This is a genomic window from Achromobacter colocynthidis, from assembly GCF_057334535.1.
Map to the genome: position 1 here is coordinate 177,212 of NZ_JBHFIZ010000035.1, position 19,012 is coordinate 196,223.

General features: G+C 60.2%; 9 protein-coding genes. 2 read left to right on the top strand and 7 right to left on the bottom strand.

Annotated features, from left to right (window positions below; genetic code table 11):
• Window positions 1-29 precede the first annotated feature (29 nt).
• Window positions 30-761 carry a hypothetical protein gene (locus tag ACE04A_RS16600; RefSeq protein ID WP_448718773.1) on the top strand — a complete coding sequence of 244 codons (732 nt, stop codon included), beginning with the start codon at window positions 30-32 and terminating at the stop codon, window positions 759-761.
• A gap of 185 nt (window positions 762-946) precedes the next feature.
• On the opposite strand, the gene ACE04A_RS16605 is transcribed toward ACE04A_RS16600, so the two are convergent.
• The 7 genes from ACE04A_RS16605 to ACE04A_RS16635 form a co-directional block, all read right to left on the bottom strand.
• On the bottom strand, window positions 947-2,755 hold the full coding sequence (locus ACE04A_RS16605) for a heparinase II/III family protein (protein ID WP_448718774.1): 1,809 nt from the start codon (window positions 2,753-2,755) through the stop codon (window positions 947-949).
• A 94-nt stretch (window positions 2,756-2,849) separates the two neighbouring features.
• The gene (locus tag ACE04A_RS16610; protein WP_448718775.1) at window positions 2,850-3,836 is read right to left on the bottom strand and encodes a CgeB family protein; all 987 of its coding nucleotides are present in this window, start codon (window positions 3,834-3,836) and stop codon (window positions 2,850-2,852) included.
• Window positions 3,836-5,179: a capsule polysaccharide biogenesis protein gene (locus ACE04A_RS16615; RefSeq protein WP_448718776.1), complete on the bottom strand. Its 1,344-nt coding sequence runs from the start codon at window positions 5,177-5,179 to the stop codon at window positions 3,836-3,838. The genes ACE04A_RS16610 and ACE04A_RS16615 overlap by 1 nt, the downstream gene beginning before the upstream one ends.
• On the bottom strand, window positions 5,128-7,194 hold the full coding sequence (locus tag ACE04A_RS16620) for a capsule polysaccharide biogenesis protein (protein WP_485820314.1): 2,067 nt from the start codon (window positions 7,192-7,194) through the stop codon (window positions 5,128-5,130). Before ACE04A_RS16620 ends, ACE04A_RS16615 begins: the two co-directional genes overlap by 52 nt.
• 12 nt (window positions 7,195-7,206) lie before the next feature.
• Entirely contained in the window at window positions 7,207-8,541 is a 1,335-nt protein-coding gene (locus tag ACE04A_RS16625; protein WP_448719072.1) for an aminotransferase class I/II-fold pyridoxal phosphate-dependent enzyme, read from the bottom strand.
• Window positions 8,542-8,561: 20 nt separating this feature from the next.
• A complete protein-coding gene (locus tag ACE04A_RS16630) occupies window positions 8,562-16,247 on the bottom strand; it encodes an SDR family NAD(P)-dependent oxidoreductase (protein ID WP_485820315.1) in 7,686 nt (2,561 codons plus the stop codon).
• Window positions 16,248-16,927: 680 nt separating this feature from the next.
• The gene (locus ACE04A_RS16635; protein WP_448718779.1) at window positions 16,928-17,524 is read right to left on the bottom strand and encodes an RBBP9/YdeN family alpha/beta hydrolase; all 597 of its coding nucleotides are present in this window, start codon (window positions 17,522-17,524) and stop codon (window positions 16,928-16,930) included.
• 269 nt (window positions 17,525-17,793) lie between these two features.
• Between ACE04A_RS16635 and ACE04A_RS16640 the strand changes: the two genes are divergently transcribed.
• Window positions 17,794-18,921 (top strand): branched-chain amino acid ABC transporter substrate-binding protein, encoded by a 1,128-nt coding sequence (locus tag ACE04A_RS16640; protein WP_259247660.1) that lies wholly within the window; start codon window positions 17,794-17,796, stop codon window positions 18,919-18,921.
• The last annotated feature ends 91 nt before the right edge of the window (window positions 18,922-19,012 follow it).

Below are 19,012 nucleotides of genomic sequence, written 5' to 3' on the forward strand. Positions count from 1 at the left end.
ACCTATCCTAGTGCGGGAAAGTATTTTTTATGAAATCTGATTATTTTTATTTTGATTTTCCTTACAAATTGCGGCATAGAGATGGGCAGGATAGCCTGCTTGTTTTCCTGCCTTCGGCCAGGACTCATCACTCCTGGCCGTACTATCCGAGGGCGCAATGGGAAGAAAAATTTAGCCCACATTTCGACGTCTTATATCTTTCCGACCCTTACCAAGAGAGCGCCTACGCAGAGAAGTTTGGCGGCAGTTGGTTTATCGATTCCGATGGTAACTCCAAATTATGGGATGTCGCGGAATCCATGCGGATCGCAATTGAGAAGGGCGGATACAGGAAAGTAGTGTTTTATGGTTCCTCCCTTGGTGGCTATGCCAGTCTCGTCCTTGCGTCATTGATTCCTGGTACGATCGCAATTGCCGAATGTCCCCAAATTAATCTGGCGAAGCATGCAGGAGCCAAGTTTGTATTGGATAATGTTCAGATGACCGAAAAAGGGGCGAAACTCCTCGATATTTTTTCATTAATTGAACAGAATAACGCCACGAGCAAATATAAAATAGTCTGCAATATCGGGGATCATCACTTTCAAGCCCATGTATTGCCGCTTCTTGATGCAATTTCCAAGGGTGATCCCACGAAGTTTGACATAGAGTGTATTTCTTATTTTTCTGGAAAATATGGTTCCGGGCACACCGCACTACAGTACGATGACGCAAGCCAGCTTATTATGAGAGCTGCAGACATTTTTCCGAATGTCCTCTAGAATCGGCTGCGTTGGATTAGTTGGCTGGTGTGGTCGTGACTGGAAAAAGATGGCCCCGAGTCGGCGATTTTTGTATATTCTCTTGTCGGTTTTCGGGTGGCGAGCCGACGGCCCAAGGCTTAGTAACCTGCCTTGATAAATACGCGCTATAGAGGGAAGTTTCTGAATGGCGCGTTATTATATTTTTAGATATTAATGCCGGGTTGAACCTCGGCAGATGCCTTATCACTGGATAAAAATCGAAACCTGCTCAAGACTTTTAGGTTGTCTTCTGCACTGAATTGGACATGAATCACTTTGCAGGGTTCTAGGTTTTCGTAAGAAAGGGATCGCACGCATTGGAGCTTTCCTTCCTTGGTGGTGCGCTCCTTTATGGAAAAAGGGGTGGCTGTTTCGATATCCAGGACCAAAACACTATTTCCGTCTTTGGAATGAATTCGAACGCAGCTACTCAATATTTCTATCGTTTTGTCCTTTGGGATATGCCAGAACTGCTCATAGCGTTGCGGGCTGCTAGAGGGACTTGTAGCGGAATGCGAGATATCATCGGAGATAGTAAAAGTTTCGCCTGAATGATAATGTAGCTCGCGTATCCACTCGTACCCCGGGTACATGTTCGTGAACCCGATGACGGACGCGGAGTCCTTATTTACGGAATGCTCTATAATGCGTGGCCGCGGAATCGGGCAAATACGCCTTTCGGTCTTCGCGTCCACAGGGGTAACCACGTTATGGGAGTATTGCGAGCGCATGTACTCACGAATCGGGTTGGATAAATCGTGGATATATAATCCCCCGTCAACTAGCCAATCCTCACCGTAGGCATATAGTGCGACGCTGTTGTCATCGTCTTGGCGGTGGTAGTGCGACAAAAATCCGCACTTGAATACCAAGTGAAGTTGCTGTTCGTGGTGTGTGGCAGATCGATTTCCATGGAATATTGCATATCCGGATTCAGGAAAGATTTTGAATGCTTCTTTTAGCGGTGTGCCATCGGCACCCCGACTGTATGAGTGCTTGAAATAAGGGTAGGAGGCGTAGGCGCTCAGCCAGGTGAATTCGCTTCGAGGCGGCGCAAGCAAGCTATCTCCGATTGTGGGGAGATTGCCATCAGGCCTTATGATGTGCGCGAAATAGTCGAGAGCGCCATTTATAAATTTAGTGGTGTCTCCCAGAACTCCTTTATCCTCACAGGATTCAATAAAGGAGTTAACTTGTATTGTGCTACTTAGAATTACTCCGTGATATTCCGGACTATTCTCAATGTGTATGTGTTCGGAGCTGAAAGATTTGATAAGCTCGTATTCGAGCCGTTCAAGGGCTATCGCTTTCGCGGCGGCAGAGAAGTCGAACGTCGAAAAAATCAAAGATGCTTGGTACAGTGCGAACGCTTGATCGAGACCATGGTTAGTGCCTTTCACATAGAAGTCATCGCACATCAGCACTCGTATATGTCGCTCAGCTGCATGCGCTAACGCGCGTAGTGCGTCCACCCGGGTCCTAAATCTTTCGAAGGTAAAAACGAAGAAATAGGAAATGTTGACTAGGCGGATTGCAGTGGAATGGTCGTTCCAAGAAAACTGTGAAGGTAGCGGGAAGCGTGTGTTTTCGCGTTCCCAGTCGGACACTATTGAAAGTGCGAATTCAAAATAGCTTTCATTTTCCACAGAGCTTGCATTTGCCAGATCGCGCAGGAAAGGCAGGGAATGTAACTGCCAAGACAAATTGTCCTTGCCTTCGCTGCCCAGCGCCCAGTTCACTGGTGTTGCTACGGCCTGCGTTCCAAAGTGGTTGAAAGGATATTCACTTTTGTCCATCAAAATCTTGGCTTTGTCCGCTGATCCGGCTTTTACCCAGGAGTCACCACTCCGCTTTATCCGGTCGGGAAACGTGATCTTGTTCCAGAAGTCCTCCGATATTCCGTCGTTTTGGGGGCTCGGGGTGTGGTCTGCCTGAAAGTAAAAGCCCTTCGATTTTGCTTTGGTGTATTCCATTAGATTAAAAATTCTTCCCGTTAGACTTGCCGACCGTATCAGCGCATTTGGCGCCCTTCGACGGATTCCTCTATCAAGAGATAAGTAGCGGCAGTTATAGTTTGAGCGTGCTTCGAATGTAGTCCATCCGTTTTGTCCACGAATGTTCTTTGCTGATGTACTCCGCGCCTGCTTCGGCACGTGCGAGATCTTGTTTAGACGGGCCGTATGTAAGCAGGCGCTTAATCACGTCGCGACATTCGTACTCGTTCTCTACGACGTGACAATAGTCGGAGAAGTATCTTTCAACCGATGGCGTAGGATTGGTTACGGCTATGCCTCCGCAGGCGATTATTTCGACCAGCCTACGGGAGTACATGGTAGGGGAGTCTTCGACGGTATTGACGTTCAGCGAGACGACGTGGTCCCGGTATATTTGTCCTGTGTGGCGGTAGGGGACTGCAGGCTTGACAGTCAGGCCTGGCAACGCTGGGTAGCGGTAATTTTCGGATTTTCTCGCCGAATTGCGGTCGTAGACATGAAGTGGCATGCCCGTGTCTGCACATGCCTGGAACATCATTTCTTGCCAGCCCCGGCGGCGTTCGTGGATGTGCTTGCTATAGCTTCCGACGAAGTTTGCACTCCGGTTCTTGAAATTGAATCCAGTGAAATGATGGAAGTTGCTTTCGACCGAAAAAGGAAGCGTGTTCACCGTGGCCAATCCACTCGTCGCTTCGATATAGCGGGGTACGCAATTTTGGTCGACCGTGAATATGTATTGGAATAGTTTGGCGCTTGCGATGAATCGGTCATAATGAGCGCCGTCTTCTTTATTCCAGAAAACCGTGGGTATTCCTCGGTCTTGGGCATACTCCACGACCGTACGCAGAAGTGCGTTGTTCCGCTTAGGATAATCAGGATAGTCAGCTATCCTGTACTTCCAGCGTTTGTCGTTGCCTTGCCAAGCCGATTCTACAAATAAGAAATCTGGTTTTTGAAAGCGTAGGACCCACCGATAGTTCAATGGTGTCACGGCAATCGCATGCCAGCGCTCTTGGAGACACGAGGCGGTTAATTCATCAGCAATGTAAGCAATTTTCATTAGGTAGTTCTTGAGCCGGCCGCAGAGGCCTGCATCGAAATCGTGATCTCGCCAGGAGGCAGATCGTTAATCGTAGCAGGCTCGGCATCGACGATAAGGCGCTTCAGACTGTTTTCTACCGCCATTTCGATGGATTGGGCGGAATAGAATCCCCCGTTCAACTGGGTGTGAAAGATCACGGAATCCCGGAAATTATGAAACAGCTTTGTGTCCGGCAAAGTGTGGTCGGTCCAGAACTCGTCCAGTTCACCCTGAAATGTCAAGCCCGCTAAAGCATATATGGCCCAGCCCAACGCGATGGTGGGTCTGCCGTGGATTAGCGCGGAGCTGCCAACGGTGCTGTTGACGGTGACAACGCCGGTTGTGTGAGTCAGTAGCGCAGGCAGATTTCCGCTTTCCAGGAAGAAGACTCGATCCGCAATGCCTAATTCGCGGGTGCGCTGTTTCAGTAGTGTTTCGTAGTCGACGATTCCTGGATCCAGAGGATGGATCTTCACGGCCAACCGATACCGGCTAGGTGTTGCCTTGGCGAACGAATCCAGAACTTGGTACATCGCATCAGTCATGCTCTTGAATGGAGAGTGATGCACGATCTGTGCGTCCGAATCCAATTGCAGGGGAAGAAGAAAGTACGGATGCTGGGCGGCTTCCGCGATCAATTTCGATTCAATGCGGCGGGATCGCCTTTCCAGGACTTTGACTTTCATGCCGCGACGGAGATACCCGAGGTATTCCGTTAATGGCGAATAAGGTACGTGGCTCTTCACCCCGCGATGTAGAAGGGGGTTCAGACCCGCCCAAAAGTTGTAGCCGACGTCATACACGGCGCGCTTCCAAAAAGGCGTCTTGAATGATCGGCCGTTCTCGAAGTGGGGAAGGTGACGGGCCTCGGTCCGGTACCAGTCGGGGTCACGCGGCAAGCGCGAGTTCGCATTGACTCCGTCCCGTTCGAGTGTGACCCAGTAAGGGCGAAAGTACCCCTCTTCGTACACGTGCACGCGAATACCGCGCTGCTGCGCTAATTCGATGGCTGGCCGATGAACCGGCCGGCAGTCGCCGAACAAAACGATGTCACTGATGCTGTGATTGTCGAATTCCTGGCGATAAAAATCCGATAGCTGACTCATTGGACCGCGATAGGAAACTGTATTTCCGGCTCGCCAATAGATACGGTCGCCTACGGTGTAGTTCACTTTACGGACATAGTGGCCCGCCCCCCTAAGAGCATGCCCCAGTCGTCGAAAGAACGGGGAGCAGACGCCTTGCAGGAAGAGGAAACGCTGCGTTGATGTCATCGCGGTACCACGAAGCCAGCCTTGGCCCAAAGCGAAACCTTCTTCCATTGGCGTTGCCACTGTGTTTGCCGAATTGGCGACAACATGCCTTTGGACAGAAGTAGGCTGCGGGTAAGGATAAGTTCGCGCAGAGTGGCCTCGCAAGTCGTAAATCCGTTGAGCGATGCGTCGAAATAGACGGGGTAGTGGAGTAGCGCTCCAGCCGTCAGCTCGTCCAGGGAGAGGCGGCGATTTCGTCGCAAAGGCGGGTTTTGGTCAGTGGTCAAACCCCATCCTGCATAGAACGGCCTTCCATAGGTGGTCACGGACTTACCGCGTAGCAGTGCATCAAACCCGCTAAGCGAAGTCATGGTGTGAACTTCATCCGCCGCGTCGATGCAACTGACAATCGACGCATGGCTCTCTATCGCGTCAGCGAATTCCAGCGCTTCCTTGCGATGCAGATGGCCAATGCGATTATTGGCCATGACATCGGGATGAGGCTTGTACACGATGAAGGCAGAAGGGGCGTGCGCGCGGGTAGCGCGAAGCAATTGCATGTTGCTGCGGACATCCAGGCAGCCGTAGCGCACGGATGCATCGTCTTGCACTTGGCCAGGCACCAGAATCGTGTGCCGACCAGGGCTCTTCCAATGCGGAGCGATGTTCGGCTCGACATTGTATTTTGTCAGTCCGTTCGACACGATCAAGTCTCGGACTTTTGCCGCTCGTGTAAGGTCTTCTTCTGTGAAGGTCCAGGTGTTGAGCAGATGTTCCAGATCGCTAGGTTGCCGCGGGTCGAAATACAGGCCCTGGTGATCGAGCACCAAGGCGCAAGGGGGGATGAAATCAGATCCCAATCCCACGGAACGAATAAAGCCGTCTTCCATTCGCATCAGTTTCGCGCCGGTGCTGCTTGCCAGCGACTCAACGGAGGCGGGCACGTCGGTTCCCCACACGACCAAGCGGTCTTGCGGCGTAGGCTTGAGTTCGATTGCGGCGGCGGCGTCCCGCACGAAATGTGGCTGCCCGCCTGCGGATCGGAGGAAGGGGCGCACATTGTCAGCCTTCCAGCGGCGGTAGCCGATCGCAATAGTGCGGCCCGGTGGGTTATAGCGTGCATCGCGCTGGCGACAAAGCCAGTCTATCGCGTTAAAGATTGTCCCGGCCTTGCCAGTTTCTGGGTCGAGGTAGCGGGAATAGTGCAGATACGCCGCCGCGAACAGCTCGTCGATGCTGCGCTGCCTTGTTCGCCTGGCGCAGGCGATGGCGTCATGGGTGTTGCCCCAGCCGGAGTACCACGGCAAACCGAAGCAATGGACCGGCAGTCCGCGAAGTAGTGCCTCAAAACCCAGATGGGAAGTGACGGTGTACACCTTGTCGACATGTTGCAGCAGGCTAGACGGGGAAACCTTGTCGCGCAGCATGACTATGCTGTCATCGACAGGAAAATCAGAAAGATACCCGCGCTTGGTGCCGCTGCTGACCTCAGGGTGGGTCTTGATGTAAAGCGTGGAATGGGGGTTGTCCCGACGAGCCGCTGCGACCATTGCAACGAAGGTCGAGGCGTTGGCCAACCCGTGGGTCACGCTTGCGTCGCCAACCGTCTGGTCCACGATAAGCACCCGTGGACCCTGCCCGCGTTCGGGCAGGGCGGTAATGTCAGGGGCGTGGTTGTACTTACTCAGGCCCTCGGCCAGTATTCTCTCCCGAGCCAGCGCGTAATCGCTTCCCGCGCCCTTCAGGACGGCGACGTCCGATGAAAGCAACGATTCCAGGTCGGACGGCCGATCACCGGCGTAGTAGATACCTTGATGGTCGACGACCAACGAGACTGTGGGAAAAGCTCTTCCTGGCGCGTAAGAACGAAGGAAGCCATCCTCAAGGTTGATGAAGGGTATGCCCAGGCGTTTCGACAGGCCCCGGGGAAGCGTCGTCGACGGCCGGTATCCCCAGCCATACACAGCCGATGTTTGGCGGAGTCGGAGAAGTTGGCCAAGATGCAGATGATTAACGCGATGGCCGAGAAACTCTTCCAGATAGGGCAGGAAAGAGAGTTTGCGTGAGAAGGTGGCGAAAGACATGTTTGCGCGGGCTCAGCGCAGCGCGCTGGCCAATACTTCGAGCGTTCTCTGAATTCCTTCCTCCGTATGCATACAAGAAATAAAAAACCTCAACCTGGCCGACTTCTCCGGCACGGCCGGATACAGAATCGGCTGCACATTAATCCCTTGCTTAAACAGCGCCGCTGACACCCGGGTCGCCTTCAACGAGCTCCCCATAATCGCCGGCACTACCGCCAGCCCGGTGCTCGTCCCGGTATCAATCCCCGCGGCCTTCGCCTGCTCCAAAAAGAACTTCCCCCGCGCCTGCAGCGCAGTCACTCTTTCCGGCACTTCCTTCATCCGCCTCAACGCCGCCAGCGACGCCGCCGCCACACTAGGCGGCATCCCGACGCTATACAGAAACCCCGGAGCCAGGAACTTCAAATGCTCCACCAGCGCCGTTTCACCGGCGATATACCCCCCGCAGCCCGCCAGCGTCTTGCTCAGCGTGCCCATCCAGATATCCACGTCTTTCCCATCCACGCCGAAGTGCTCGCGGATTCCATACCCGCGCGCGCCCATCACGCCTAGTGAATGCGCTTCATCCACCATCAAGAACGCGCGATGACGTTGCTTGATTTCAATGAAGCGGGGCAGATCCGGAAAATCGCCGTCCATGCTGTAGATGCCTTCCAGCACGATCAGCACGCGTTCAAACTGGTGGCGTTGTTCGTTCAGGATGGTGTCCAGCGATTCCCAGTCGTTGTGGGGGAAGGGCAGGCGGCGGGCGCCTGACAGCTGGATGCCTTGCAGGACGCTGTTGTGGATCAGTTCGTCGTGCAGCACAAGGTCGCGCGGGCCGAACAGGTAGCCGATGGTGGATACGTTGGTGGCGTGGCCGCTGACGAATGAAATGGCGTCGTCCACGCCGTACAACGCGGCAATTTCCATTTCCAGTTCGCGGTGGATGGGGCGTTCGCCCGATACCAGGCGGCTGGCGGAAACGGAGGTGCCGTAGCGGTCGATGGCGGCTTTGGCGGCGGCGGCCACGACCGGGTCGCCGGACATGTTCAGGTAGTTGTAGCTGGCGTAGTTGACGTACTCGCGGCCGTTGATCTGGGTGTCGGCGCCGGCCTTGCCTTCGTGCAGTTTGAAGAAGGGGTTTTTCACGCCCAGCCGTTGCGCGCCGTCGTTGATGATGCGCAGTTGCTGGTAGCCGGGGTGCAGGTGGAAGCGGTAGTGTTCTTCCGGAATCTCGGCCTTCTTCTCGGCGGGGCGCGCGGGCGCCTGGCCCGCGGGTGCGGAGGCCTGGCGCAGTTTGCGCTCCAGCGCTTGCTGGATGATTTTGTCCTTGATGCCGGCGGCAAGGCCCGGCAGCTTCTTCACGGTGCTCAATTAATTCTGGCCTACTGGATCATGCGTTGCATGGGAAGACTGCCGTTCATCTTGATTTCGTCGACGAAGTCAGACACGGTGCTGGAGCCGACTTCGGCGGCGTGGCTGGCAACCACTTGCTGCACGCTGGCGGCCACGGTATCGCCTTGGGCGTCGCTGTGTTCGTCGCGCAGCAGCAGCACCAGGCGTTCCGCCAGCTTGGCGGGCGTGGGGCTTTCGTTGAGCGCCATCACGGGCAGGCGGATGCCGAAGCGGTTCTCCAGCGCCACGACCAGTTCAACGCCCATCAACGAGTCCAGGCCCATGTCGTAGACGGACCGGGTGGCTTCGATCTTGTCGGGCGACACGCGCAGAATTTCACCGATTTCTGTCTTGAGCATGTCGGTAAAGCGTTCGTGCAGCGTGGCGTCGTCCAGGGTGGCGATCATGTGCGCGATGTCGTCGGCGCCGCCTTCATCGTCACCGGCATCGCCGGCGCGGCGGGCGATGTCCGAGAACTTGGGCAGGCCGGCGCTGGGCAGGAAGCGGCTAAGCGCGCGCCAGTCCAGTTCCAGCACGCCCAGGCCGGACACGTTGGCTACCAGCATGTCTTCCAGCGCATCCAGGGCGACCTGGGATGCCAGCGCGCCGCCGCCCATGCGGCCTTGCAAGGCGTCTTTGATCTTCTGGTTGCGGGCCAGGAAGCCAACGTCGTCGATGGCGCCCCAGCGCACGCAAGTGGCCGGCAGCCCTTCGGCGCGGCGTTGCGCGGCCAGGCGTTCCAGCCAGGTGTTGGCGGCGACGTAGTTGCTTTGTCCGGGGTTGCCGAACAAGGTGGTGGCCGACGAATAGAAGATGAACAGGTCCAACGGCAGCGTGCGCGTTAGGTCGTGCAGGTGTTGTGCACCCAGCACCTTGGCGGCAAGCGTGCGTTCAATTTGTTCGGGCGTGGTGCTGCGGGCCAGGCCGTCGTCGATGACGACGGCTGCGTGGACGACGCCTTTCAGGGGCGGCAGCGTGGTGGCCGTTTCGTCAAGCAGGCGGGCCAGCGCCTTGCGGTCGGTGACGTCGCAGGCGGCGGCGTGCACGCGCCCGCCTTGGGCCTGGAAGGCGGCGATGGCGGCTTGCGCGGCGTCGGGGGTGGGGCCGCTGCGGCTGATCAGGACCAGGTTGCGGGCGCCCTTGTCGGCAAGCCACTGCGCGGTGCGCAGGCCAAAGCCGCCCAGGCCGCCAGTGACCAGGTAGGTGGCGTCGGCGGGCAGCGTCAGGCCGGCACGATGCGGGGTGGCGGGCGTGTGGATGCCGCTGATGCCGTTGCGATACGTGATGACGATCTTGCCGATCTGGCGCGCCTGCTGCATGTAGCGGAAGGCGTCGACGATGTCGTTGGCGTCAAACACGGAATAGGGCAGCGGATGCAGCGCGCCCTGGCGGAACAAGGCCATCATCTGCGCGAACAGGCGTTGCGTCAGGTCGGGCCGCTCGTTCATCAGTTGATCGGCATCGATGCCGAAGTAGCTGATGTTGTTGCGGAACGGGCGCAGGCCGATGCGGGTGTTCTCGTAGAAGTCGCGCTTGCCCAGTTCCAGGAAGCGGCCAAAGGGCTTGAGTACCCGCAGGTTGCGGTTGATGGCTTCGCCCGCCAGCGAATTCAGCACCACGTCGACACCGCGGCCGTCGGTGTCGGCCAGAATTTCATCGGCGTAAGACAGGGACCGCGAGTCATAGATGTGACGCACGCCCAAGAGGCGCAGCAGGTCGCGCTTTTCGTCAGAGCCGGCGGTGGCGTAGATTTCCGCGCCCAGCCATTGCGCGAACTGGATGGCGGCAATGCCCACGCCGCCGGCCGCGCCGTGGATAAGGATCTTCTCGCCTTCTTCCAGGCGCGCTAGGTGGTGCAGCGCGTAGTAGACGGTGAAGAAGGTGCTGGGGATGGTGGCGGCGGCTTCAAACGAGAAGCCTTCGGGTATGTGCGAGATGGCGCTGGGTTTGGTCAGCACGCGGTCGCCAAAGCTGGCGGGGCCAAAGCCCACGACGGCGTCGCCGACGGCATAGTCGTCCACGTCCGAGCCCACGCGGATGACGGTTCCCGAAAACTCCAGGCCAAGCGTGGGGCCGGCAAAGCCGTTTTCGATGGCTTCGTCGGACAGCAAGCCCAGCGCGTACATGACGTCGCGGAAGTTCAGGCCGGTGGCTTCGATGCGGACTTCAAGCTCGTCGTCGCCCGGTGCGGGCGCCGCGCAGGATTCCCAGCGCAGGTTGCGCAATTGGCCCGGGAATTCAAAGCCCAGGCGCACGGCTTGCGACGCGCGCAGGTCGGACGAGTCTTGCGTCGGGCGCGTGGCCTGGCGCAAGCGCGGCGCGTAGCGTGCGCCGGTGTCGTCAAGAATGATTTCGTCTTCGTTATCCGCATGCGTGACTTCGCGCGCCAGGGCGTCCACCAACACGTTCGTCTGAGTCTGAGCCTGAGCTTGCGCCAGCGGCAGGTCGACCATGCGGATGCGGAAGTTGGACGCTTCGTTGGCCAGCGTACGGCCATAGCCCCACAGCGCGGCATCGTTCAGCGCATGCATGCCAGCCGAGGCGCTTGGCGCGGTACGCAGATATTGGGCGGCGTCGGCGGTGACGAGCCAAAGCGTTGCGTTGGTTTGCGTGCGTTCGCAGGCCTGGATGACGGCGGCAGCCAACGCGCAACGGCGGGTTTGCTTGGTCAGTAGATCTTGGGCGGCTTCTTGGGCGGCTGCTGGGCTTGCTTCTTGGCCATCGGTCCAGGCCAGCCCATCCAGATGCACGACATGGTTGACGGGACCAACCGCGCCGTTGCGCAGCAAGTCGTCCAAGGCGTCGGCGGCGACACCGGCAGCCACGCGGACGTGGTGGCCAGCGCGGGTCAGGGCGGCTTCCAGCGACTGGGCCAGACCGGAGCTGTGATCGGGATTGCGGTCCGCCAGGATGAGCCAGTTGGCGGGCTCAATGGCGGTGGCGTGGTCGACGGGGTTCGTGGCATTGGCACTGTCGACATCGGCGTCGCCCAAGCGCGCGGTCAGCAGGTACGCACCGGTGGCAACGGAGTCCGAAAACGCCAGCGGGCTGTCGCAATGCAGGCCCAGCGATTGCAGTTCGTCCAGCCAGAAATCGGCGGGCTGCTGTGTGGAAAGTTGTTCGCCGTTTTCGCCGGTTTGCCACCAGTTTTGGCGTCCGCCAAAGACGAAGTCGCCCCAGGCGGTGGGATGCGCGCCGCAAAGCACCAGCATGCCGCCGGGCCGCAGGCTGGCGCGGGCGTGGCGCAGGGCGGCGCGGGCGGCTTCCAGGGTGTCGAATTCGCAATGGAAAAGGGCCAGGTCGCAACGGGCGGTGGGGCTTGCGCCGCCTTCGCTGCTGTCAGCGATCAGTTCGGTTTGCGCATTGGGATAGCGTTCGGCCTGCTGATGGGCAACGTGGTCCAGCACGTCGGCCTGGTTCGAGGCGTAGCTGTAGTCGGCCAGGTTGAAGTCCAGGGCGTCGCAGCAGTTGGACGCGAACAGGGGCGCGGCTTGGCCGACTTCAATGATGGCCAGGCGTTGGCCGGGTACGCGGTTGGCTTGCGCCTGTTCCAGGATGCCGCGCAGGGCGGTGCCCAGGCGCTGGCCGCTGGCCGCGCCCAAGGCGCTGCGGGTGATGGTAGCGGGCGTGCTGGCGCGCGGGCAGACGTCGTCCAAAGCGGCCTCGCCGCGCAGCAGGGCGGGCAGGTGCAGGCCAACTCGGCCAACGGCGTGGACGATCTGCGCGTAGTCAGGATATTCGCGCAGCAGGGTGTTCCAGATGTCAGACGTGCGGCTGTCGTTGTCGTCTTGGGCAGGCAGGTGGATGCCGGCGGCGCTGGCCTCGGCGAAGCCGGCGGACGTCAGGCGGGCAATGGTGTGGTCCAGCAGCAGCGCGGTGTCCGGCGCATGGCGGCGCAGTTCGGTCACCAGCGCCTGCGGCAGCAACTGGCCGTCGGGCGCAATCTGGCGCAGGGCGTCCAGCGCGAAGCCATAGCACAGGCTGTCCAGAAGCGGGTCGACTTCTTGGGCGTAGCGGTCGTGAGCGCCATCTTGCACGCAGGCGGCAATGGCGTCGGCCAGGGCGGTGCGCAGCGATGCATGGTCTAGCGGATTGGGGCCGAAGGGCGCATGCGGGCGCGGGGTGGCAATGGCGTCCAGGAAGCTAAGGTTGTCGGCGGCGGGTTTGCGCAGGCGGATGCTGCGAAAACGGGCTTGCTCGACGGCGGCAATCTGTTCGCCGGCGGCGTTATAGAGTTCGAAGCTGGCGGTCAGCGAATGCGGCGCGCGGCGTTCCAGGCGGACACGGGCCGCGGCAGGCTGGCCGGCGTTGGCACGCAGCGTCAGGCGTCCGATCTTGGCGGGCACGAAGGCAATGCCTTGCCCCATGGCGGGGTCGTTGCGCAGCAACTGAATAATCAGCTGGAAGGCGCAGTCGAGCAGGGCGGGGTGCAGGTGGGTGGCGCCCAGCTCGGCGGCCAGGCTGGCGTCGGCTTGCAGCACCGCCAGTACGCTGGTGTCGGATTCTATCCAGCCGTGGGATACGGCACGGAAGGCAGGGCCGTAGTCCAGCCCCACCGCGCATGTCAGCGCGTTGTGCGTCGCGCCGGTGAAGTCTGGAGCGCGCGTGGGCAGGCTGAGTTCGCTCTGCGTCAGGCGGGCGCGGCCGGGCTCGCGCAGCAAGCGGCCGCTGGCGTGCTTGACCCAGGGCTCGGTGCTGTTGGTGTCTTTGGCGGTGATGCGGAAGCGCCCGTCGGCATCGTCAAGCAGCAGGCGGGTCAGCTTGCTGGGCGACGCATTCAGCAGCAGCGGCGCGTGGATTTCCAGTTCTTCAAGTTCGGCGTAGTCGCTGGTCTGCCAATGCAGCGCGGCGGCTAGCGCAATTTCGGCAAAGCCGGTGCCGGGGAATACGACGGCATCACCCACGACGTGGTCAGCCAATGCCGGATGGGATTGGGTGTCGAGTTGGTTTTCCCAGGTGTGCTCGTGCTGCTGCATGGGGTAACCCAGCAGCGGGTGCACCAGGCGGCGCGACAGCAAGCCCAGGGACTCCGGGGTGGTGGGGTGCCAGTGGCGTTCGCGCTGCCACGGGTAGGTGGGCAGGTCGACGGCGGGGCCTTCCCAGGGGAAGAGCGATTGCAGGTCGATTTGGCCACCACTGACGATGGCCTGGCCCGCGGCCATCCAGATTTTCTCGGGGTCGTCGCCGCCACGGGTAGACGTGCTGAGCACGCGCCCTTGCATGTCCGCCGCCTTGAGCGTGTCGTTCAGGTAAGAACGCAGCAGCGGGTGCGGGCCTACTTCAACAAAAATGTTGTTGCCTTGCGCGGCGAGCTGGTTGGTGGCTTGTTCAAAGCGTACCGGCTCGCGCACGTTGCGCCACCAGTACTCGGCGGTCAGCGAGGCACCGTCAAGGGCTGCGCCGGTCACCGTGGAATAGAAGGGCACATCGCTCGCGCGCGGCTGGATGTGGGCCAGCGCGCTTCGGATACCAGCTTCAATGCCGTCCATGGCGGGGCTGTGGAAGGCGTAGTCCAGGTCCAGCCGGCGGTAGAAAAGGGACTCTTCGGCCAACGCGGCTTCAAGAATGCTCAACGATTCCGGCGCGCCGGCAACCGTGGCGCCACGCTCGCTGTTGTAGCCGGCCACGCAGACCGAACCACCCAGGTTATGCAGGGCAATCAAGGCTTGCGCGGCTTCGCCGCTGATGCCCACGGCGGTCATGCGGCCTTGGCCCTTGGTCTGGCCTTGCAGGCGGCTGCGCTGGAAGATGACGCACACGGCGTCCGGCAGGCTCAGCGCGCCGCAGGCCCAGGCAGCGGCCACTTCGCCCACGCTGTGCCCAATGACGGCGCTGGGCACGACGCCACGCTGCGCCAGCATGCGCGTGATCCCGACTTGCAGGGCAAACAGCGCGGGCTGGGCGATTTCGGTGCGTTGGTAGCGGTCGTCGCCGTTTTCACCGGCCAGTTCCTTGTGCAGGGAAAAGTCGGCGTATTGCGAGAACAGCGCGTCAACCTCGTCGATGGCGCTGGCGAAGATGGGGGCGGACAACAGCCGACGGCCCATGTTGGCCCATTGCGATCCGTTGCCGGAATAGACCATGACGGGGCCGCGCGCCTGGTTCAGTGCGCTGCCGGTGACGACGTCATGCTTGGATTCCGCGCCGTCGGCGAATTGCAGGAGCAAGTCGGCCACGGTATTGCATTGCGTGCCGAAGACGACGGCGCGTTCGCCGTGCCAGTCGCGGCGCATGGCGGCGTGATAGGCGGCGTTGTAGAGGAAGCGGGCGGGTTGGTCGCGCAGTACATCAGCCATTTGCCGGGCGGCGGCTTTCAGCGCTTGGGGAGACTTACCCGAGACCAGCACCGGAATCGGCGCGGTCTTGGCCATTTTGCCTTCGGCGGCCGGGTTGCGCGGCGGCGGGCTTTCCAGGATGACGTGGGCGTTCGCCCCGCCAAAGCCAAACGAGTTCACGCCGACCACCAGCTTGCCGGTCTGGCGCAGCTTGCGGTTCTGGGTGACGACGTCCAGATTCCATTTCCGGAATTCGATCTTGGGGTTCAGCGTTTTGATGCCGATGGTGGCCGGCACGACGCGGTGGCGCAATACATATAGCGCCTTGACCAGGCCGGCGACGCCGGAGGCCGCTTCCAAGTGGCCCAGGTTGCTTTTGACGGACCCGATGGGCAGCGGGGCGTCCTTGCTGCGTTGCTGGGCCAGCGCCGCGCCGATGGCGCGCGTTTCGATGGGATCGCCAACGGCGGTACCCGTGCCGTGGGCTTCCAGGTAGTCAATGTCGGAAGGCGAGATGCCGGCCTGTTCGTAGGCCTGGCGCATCAACGTGGCCTGCGCATCGGCGCTGGGCACGGTCAGGCCGGACTTGCGGCCGTCGGTGTTGACGGCGGACCCGGCGACAACCGCCAGGATGTTGTCGCCATCGGCCACGGCCTGGTCATAGTCTTTCAGCAGGAAGATGCCGCCGCCTTCGGAGCGCACATAGCCGTCGCCCGCCGCGTCAAAGACATTGCAGCGGCCGCGGGGCGACAGCATGGATGCTTTGGAAAAGGTAATGAAACCGTAAGGATGCAGGTGCAGACTGACGCCGCCCGCCAAGGCTTGGCTGCATTCGCCGGAGACGATGGCGCGGCAGGCCTGGTGGAAGGCCACCAGCGACGACGAGCACGCCGTGTCCATGGCGATGCTGGGGCCGCGCAAGTCGAAGAAGTACGACAGGCGGTTGGCGGCGATGCTGGCGGTGTTGCCCGTGGCCATCGAGGCGTCGACGGCGTTCAGGTCTTCGGCCATGCGGTAGGCGTAATCCGAACTGGCAATACCTATATAGACACCGCAGTTGGAGCCGCGCAGGGTAGAGGGGCGGACGCCGGCCTGCTCCATGGCTTCCCAGCTCATTTCCAGCAGCAGGCGCTGCTGCGGATCCATCAACGCGGCTTCGCGCGGAGAAATGCCGAAGAAGCCCGCGTCGAACCCGGAGATGTCGCCGATGGAGCCGGCGGCAAAGGTGTAGGCAGACCCGGGATGGTCTTTGCCGGGGTGCAGGTAGGCGTCGGGGGACCAACGGTCTTCGGCTACCTGGGTGACCAGGTCGCGGCCGTCAAGTAGAGCCGGCCAGTAAGAGTCCGTGGTAGTGCTGGGGAATCGGAACGAGAGTCCGATGACGGCAACGCGCTTAGCCATGCAGTGTCCTTCTTACCCCGCCGTACACCGGCAAGGAATATGAATTTGCGGTCGCGCCGCAGGGGAAACAGAGGCCAATCATGGCTGGAACGCCAAGATGGCCGGGCGCGTTAAGCGCCGCCGATACGGCCCGACGTGCTGATGCTCCGGTGTACCGCCATCGCGAGGATGGCCCCCTTGCTGTGGACACTGCGTTGGCGCTGCTGCCGGCGCGCCATGGGATTGCTCTGAGTTGTCATTGTTTAGTGTTATTTCACCGAACCAATGCCTTCTCGACCGCTCGCTTGGGCAAGGGCGGGGCATGTATGCGGTTCGGCCGCAGAAACATTTGGATTGGAACTGAATGATTTTACCGGATACCGAGGTTACGACCCGCCCGGGCGCGGGTTCGAACCCCCCGGCCCCCCTCGCGGAACAGCGATCCCTCAAGCTTTCATTTCGCTGTCCCCGCGCTTCTCGGGCCGTAGCATATCAATCATTTGTAACTTGTTTTGGGCAAGATTAATCAAAAGGATTCACGCCTGGGGAAACCTTTGGCCACTTCCGCAATTAATCGCATAATTTGCAATAGTTACGGCACAAACTGCCTAAGTTCGGCTAAGTTCTTGCGACGCTGCGGGAGTGTAATGGATCCGTAGACCGGTCAAATCGCGTTCTGTAATTGAATGTTAATAAATGGATCAAGAAATCCCGCAAGCGGGAACGGGCGGAATCCGTTTGGCCGGGCAGGGGATCCGCCACGCGGCTCGGCGTCGCAGCGCACCTAGTATTTTCAAACCCTCGGGCCAGTCAGCCAAACCGCTGTCAGCATTGATGTGCCCGGCGCCAGAAAGGACCACGATGCGGCTGCCCCAATCTTCGGCAAAGCCTCGGGCGCGCTCCAGGGCGCAGTAGGGGTCGTCATCGCTGGCAACGACCACGCTCTGAAAAGGCAGCGATTGGCGGGAGATGGGCGCGAAGCCACGCAGGCAAGCTGGCGCGTCGGGCCGTTCGACGTCAGCGGGCGCCACCAGCAGGGCGCCGGCCACTTTGGCGCGCAAGGGTACGGGCAGGCTCGCGGTGATCAGGCAGCCCAGGCTATGGGCCACGATCAGCACCGGAGCGCGCGCCCGGTCGACTTCGCCTGCCAGCGTGGATACCCATTGCGCCGGCTCCGGATTTTCCCAGTCGCGCTGTTCGATGCGCACGGCATGAGGCAGCACGCTGACCCAGCGCGATTGCCAGTGTTCGGGTCCGGAGTTTTTCCATCCGGGGACGATGATCGGTTGGAGTCTCATGGCGGCCATGATGCCGCGCGGCGTTAGTAACTCAAACGAATAAATCGTCTATTGCATATGCCTCGCGGGATATAACGCGACGCGCTCGGCGATGTGGCACCCGCAGTGCGTGGAAGCGCCGGAAGTCGGGCCGGATGGGCTCCAAAACCCCCGTTCTTTCGGTGTATGCTTGCCGTGCAAAAGCACCGTAGCGGGGCGTGATCATACGTACTTCCGGCGTCCGCCCGATACGAAAACCAACGATTACAAGCAATCAGAGGAGTCCACTCATGAAGCCAACATTTCGTCTGACCCCGGTCATTGCGGCGCTCGGCGTTGCCGCCGGCCTGGCGTTTGCCTCGGGCGCGCATGCACAAACCATCAAGATCGGTGTGGTCGGCCCCACGACGGGCGCCGTTACCCAATATGGCGACATGGTCCGTGAAGGCGTGGACACCGCCATTGAACGCATCAATGCCGCGGGCGGCGTGAACGGCAAGAAGCTGGAAGCGGTGGTGATCGACGACGGCTGCGAGCCCAAGCAGGGCCCGGTTGCGGCGAACCGCGTCGTCAACAGCAAGATCGGTTTTGTGGTGGGTCACGTGTGCTCGGGCGCAACCATTGCCGCCGCCGACATCTACAACAACGAAGGCGTGGTGATGGTGACGCCGTCGGCCACGGCGCCGGCAGTCACCGACGGCAAGAACTACGAGTTCATCTTCCGCACGATCGGCCGCGACGACCAGCAAGGCCCCGCCGCCGCCCAGTTCATCCTGGAAAAGATCAAGCCGAAGAAGGCCGCCGTGCTGCACGACAAGCAGTCGTACGGTCAGGGCATCGCCACGGCGGTCAAGAATGACCTGGAAAAGGGCGGCGTGCCCGTCGCAATCTTCGAAGGCGTGAACGCCGGCGACAGCGACTACTCGGCCGTGATCACCAAGCTGAAGGCGCAAGGCGTGGACTTCGTCTACTACGGCGGCTACCACCCCGAAATGGGCCTGCTGCTGCGCCAGGCGGCCGAGCAGGGCGTGAAGGCGAAGTGGATGGGTCCGGAAGGCACGGGCAACCCCGACATCAACGCCATTGCCGGCGACGCCGTTGAAGGCATGCTGCTGACCTTGCCGGCCGACTTCACCCAGAACGCCGCCAACGCCGACATCGTGAAGGCCTTTGAAGCCAAGAAGCGCAACGCCAGCGGCGCCTTCCAGATGACGGCCTATGCGGCCACCCAGGTCATCGCGGACGGCATCAAGGGCGCGGGCAGCGATGACCCGACCAAGGTGGCCAAGTACCTGCATGCCAATTCCTTCGACACGCCGATCGGCAAGGTGTCGTGGAACAAGCAGGGCGACCTGACGAACTTCAAGTTCGACGTGTTCACGTGGCACAAGGACGGTTCCAAGACCGTCTATAAGTAATGCCGTGACAGTAATGCGGTGACACGGTGGCGCTTGCGCGCCGCCGGCTCTGCATGTGAATCGGGGGGGGGGGCAATGACATGGCTTGCGG

Coding starts and splice junctions, on each gene's coding strand:
- ACE04A_RS16640 (WP_259247660.1), top strand. CDS start 17,794: ATGAAGCCAACATTTCGTCTGACCCCGGTCATTGCGGCGCTCGGCGTT.
- ACE04A_RS16630 (WP_485820315.1), bottom strand. CDS start 16,247: ATGGCTAAGCGCGTTGCCGTCATCGGACTCTCGTTCCGATTCCCCAGC.
- ACE04A_RS16615 (WP_448718776.1), bottom strand. CDS start 5,179: ATGGAAGAAGGTTTCGCTTTGGGCCAAGGCTGGCTTCGTGGTACCGCG.
- ACE04A_RS16600 (WP_448718773.1), top strand. CDS start 30: ATGAAATCTGATTATTTTTATTTTGATTTTCCTTACAAATTGCGGCAT.
- ACE04A_RS16635 (WP_448718779.1), bottom strand. CDS start 17,524: ATGAGACTCCAACCGATCATCGTCCCCGGATGGAAAAACTCCGGACCC.
- ACE04A_RS16605 (WP_448718774.1), bottom strand. CDS start 2,755: ATGGAATACACCAAAGCAAAATCGAAGGGCTTTTACTTTCAGGCAGAC.
- ACE04A_RS16610 (WP_448718775.1), bottom strand. CDS start 3,836: ATGAAAATTGCTTACATTGCTGATGAATTAACCGCCTCGTGTCTCCAA.
- ACE04A_RS16620 (WP_485820314.1), bottom strand. CDS start 7,194: ATGTCTTTCGCCACCTTCTCACGCAAACTCTCTTTCCTGCCCTATCTG.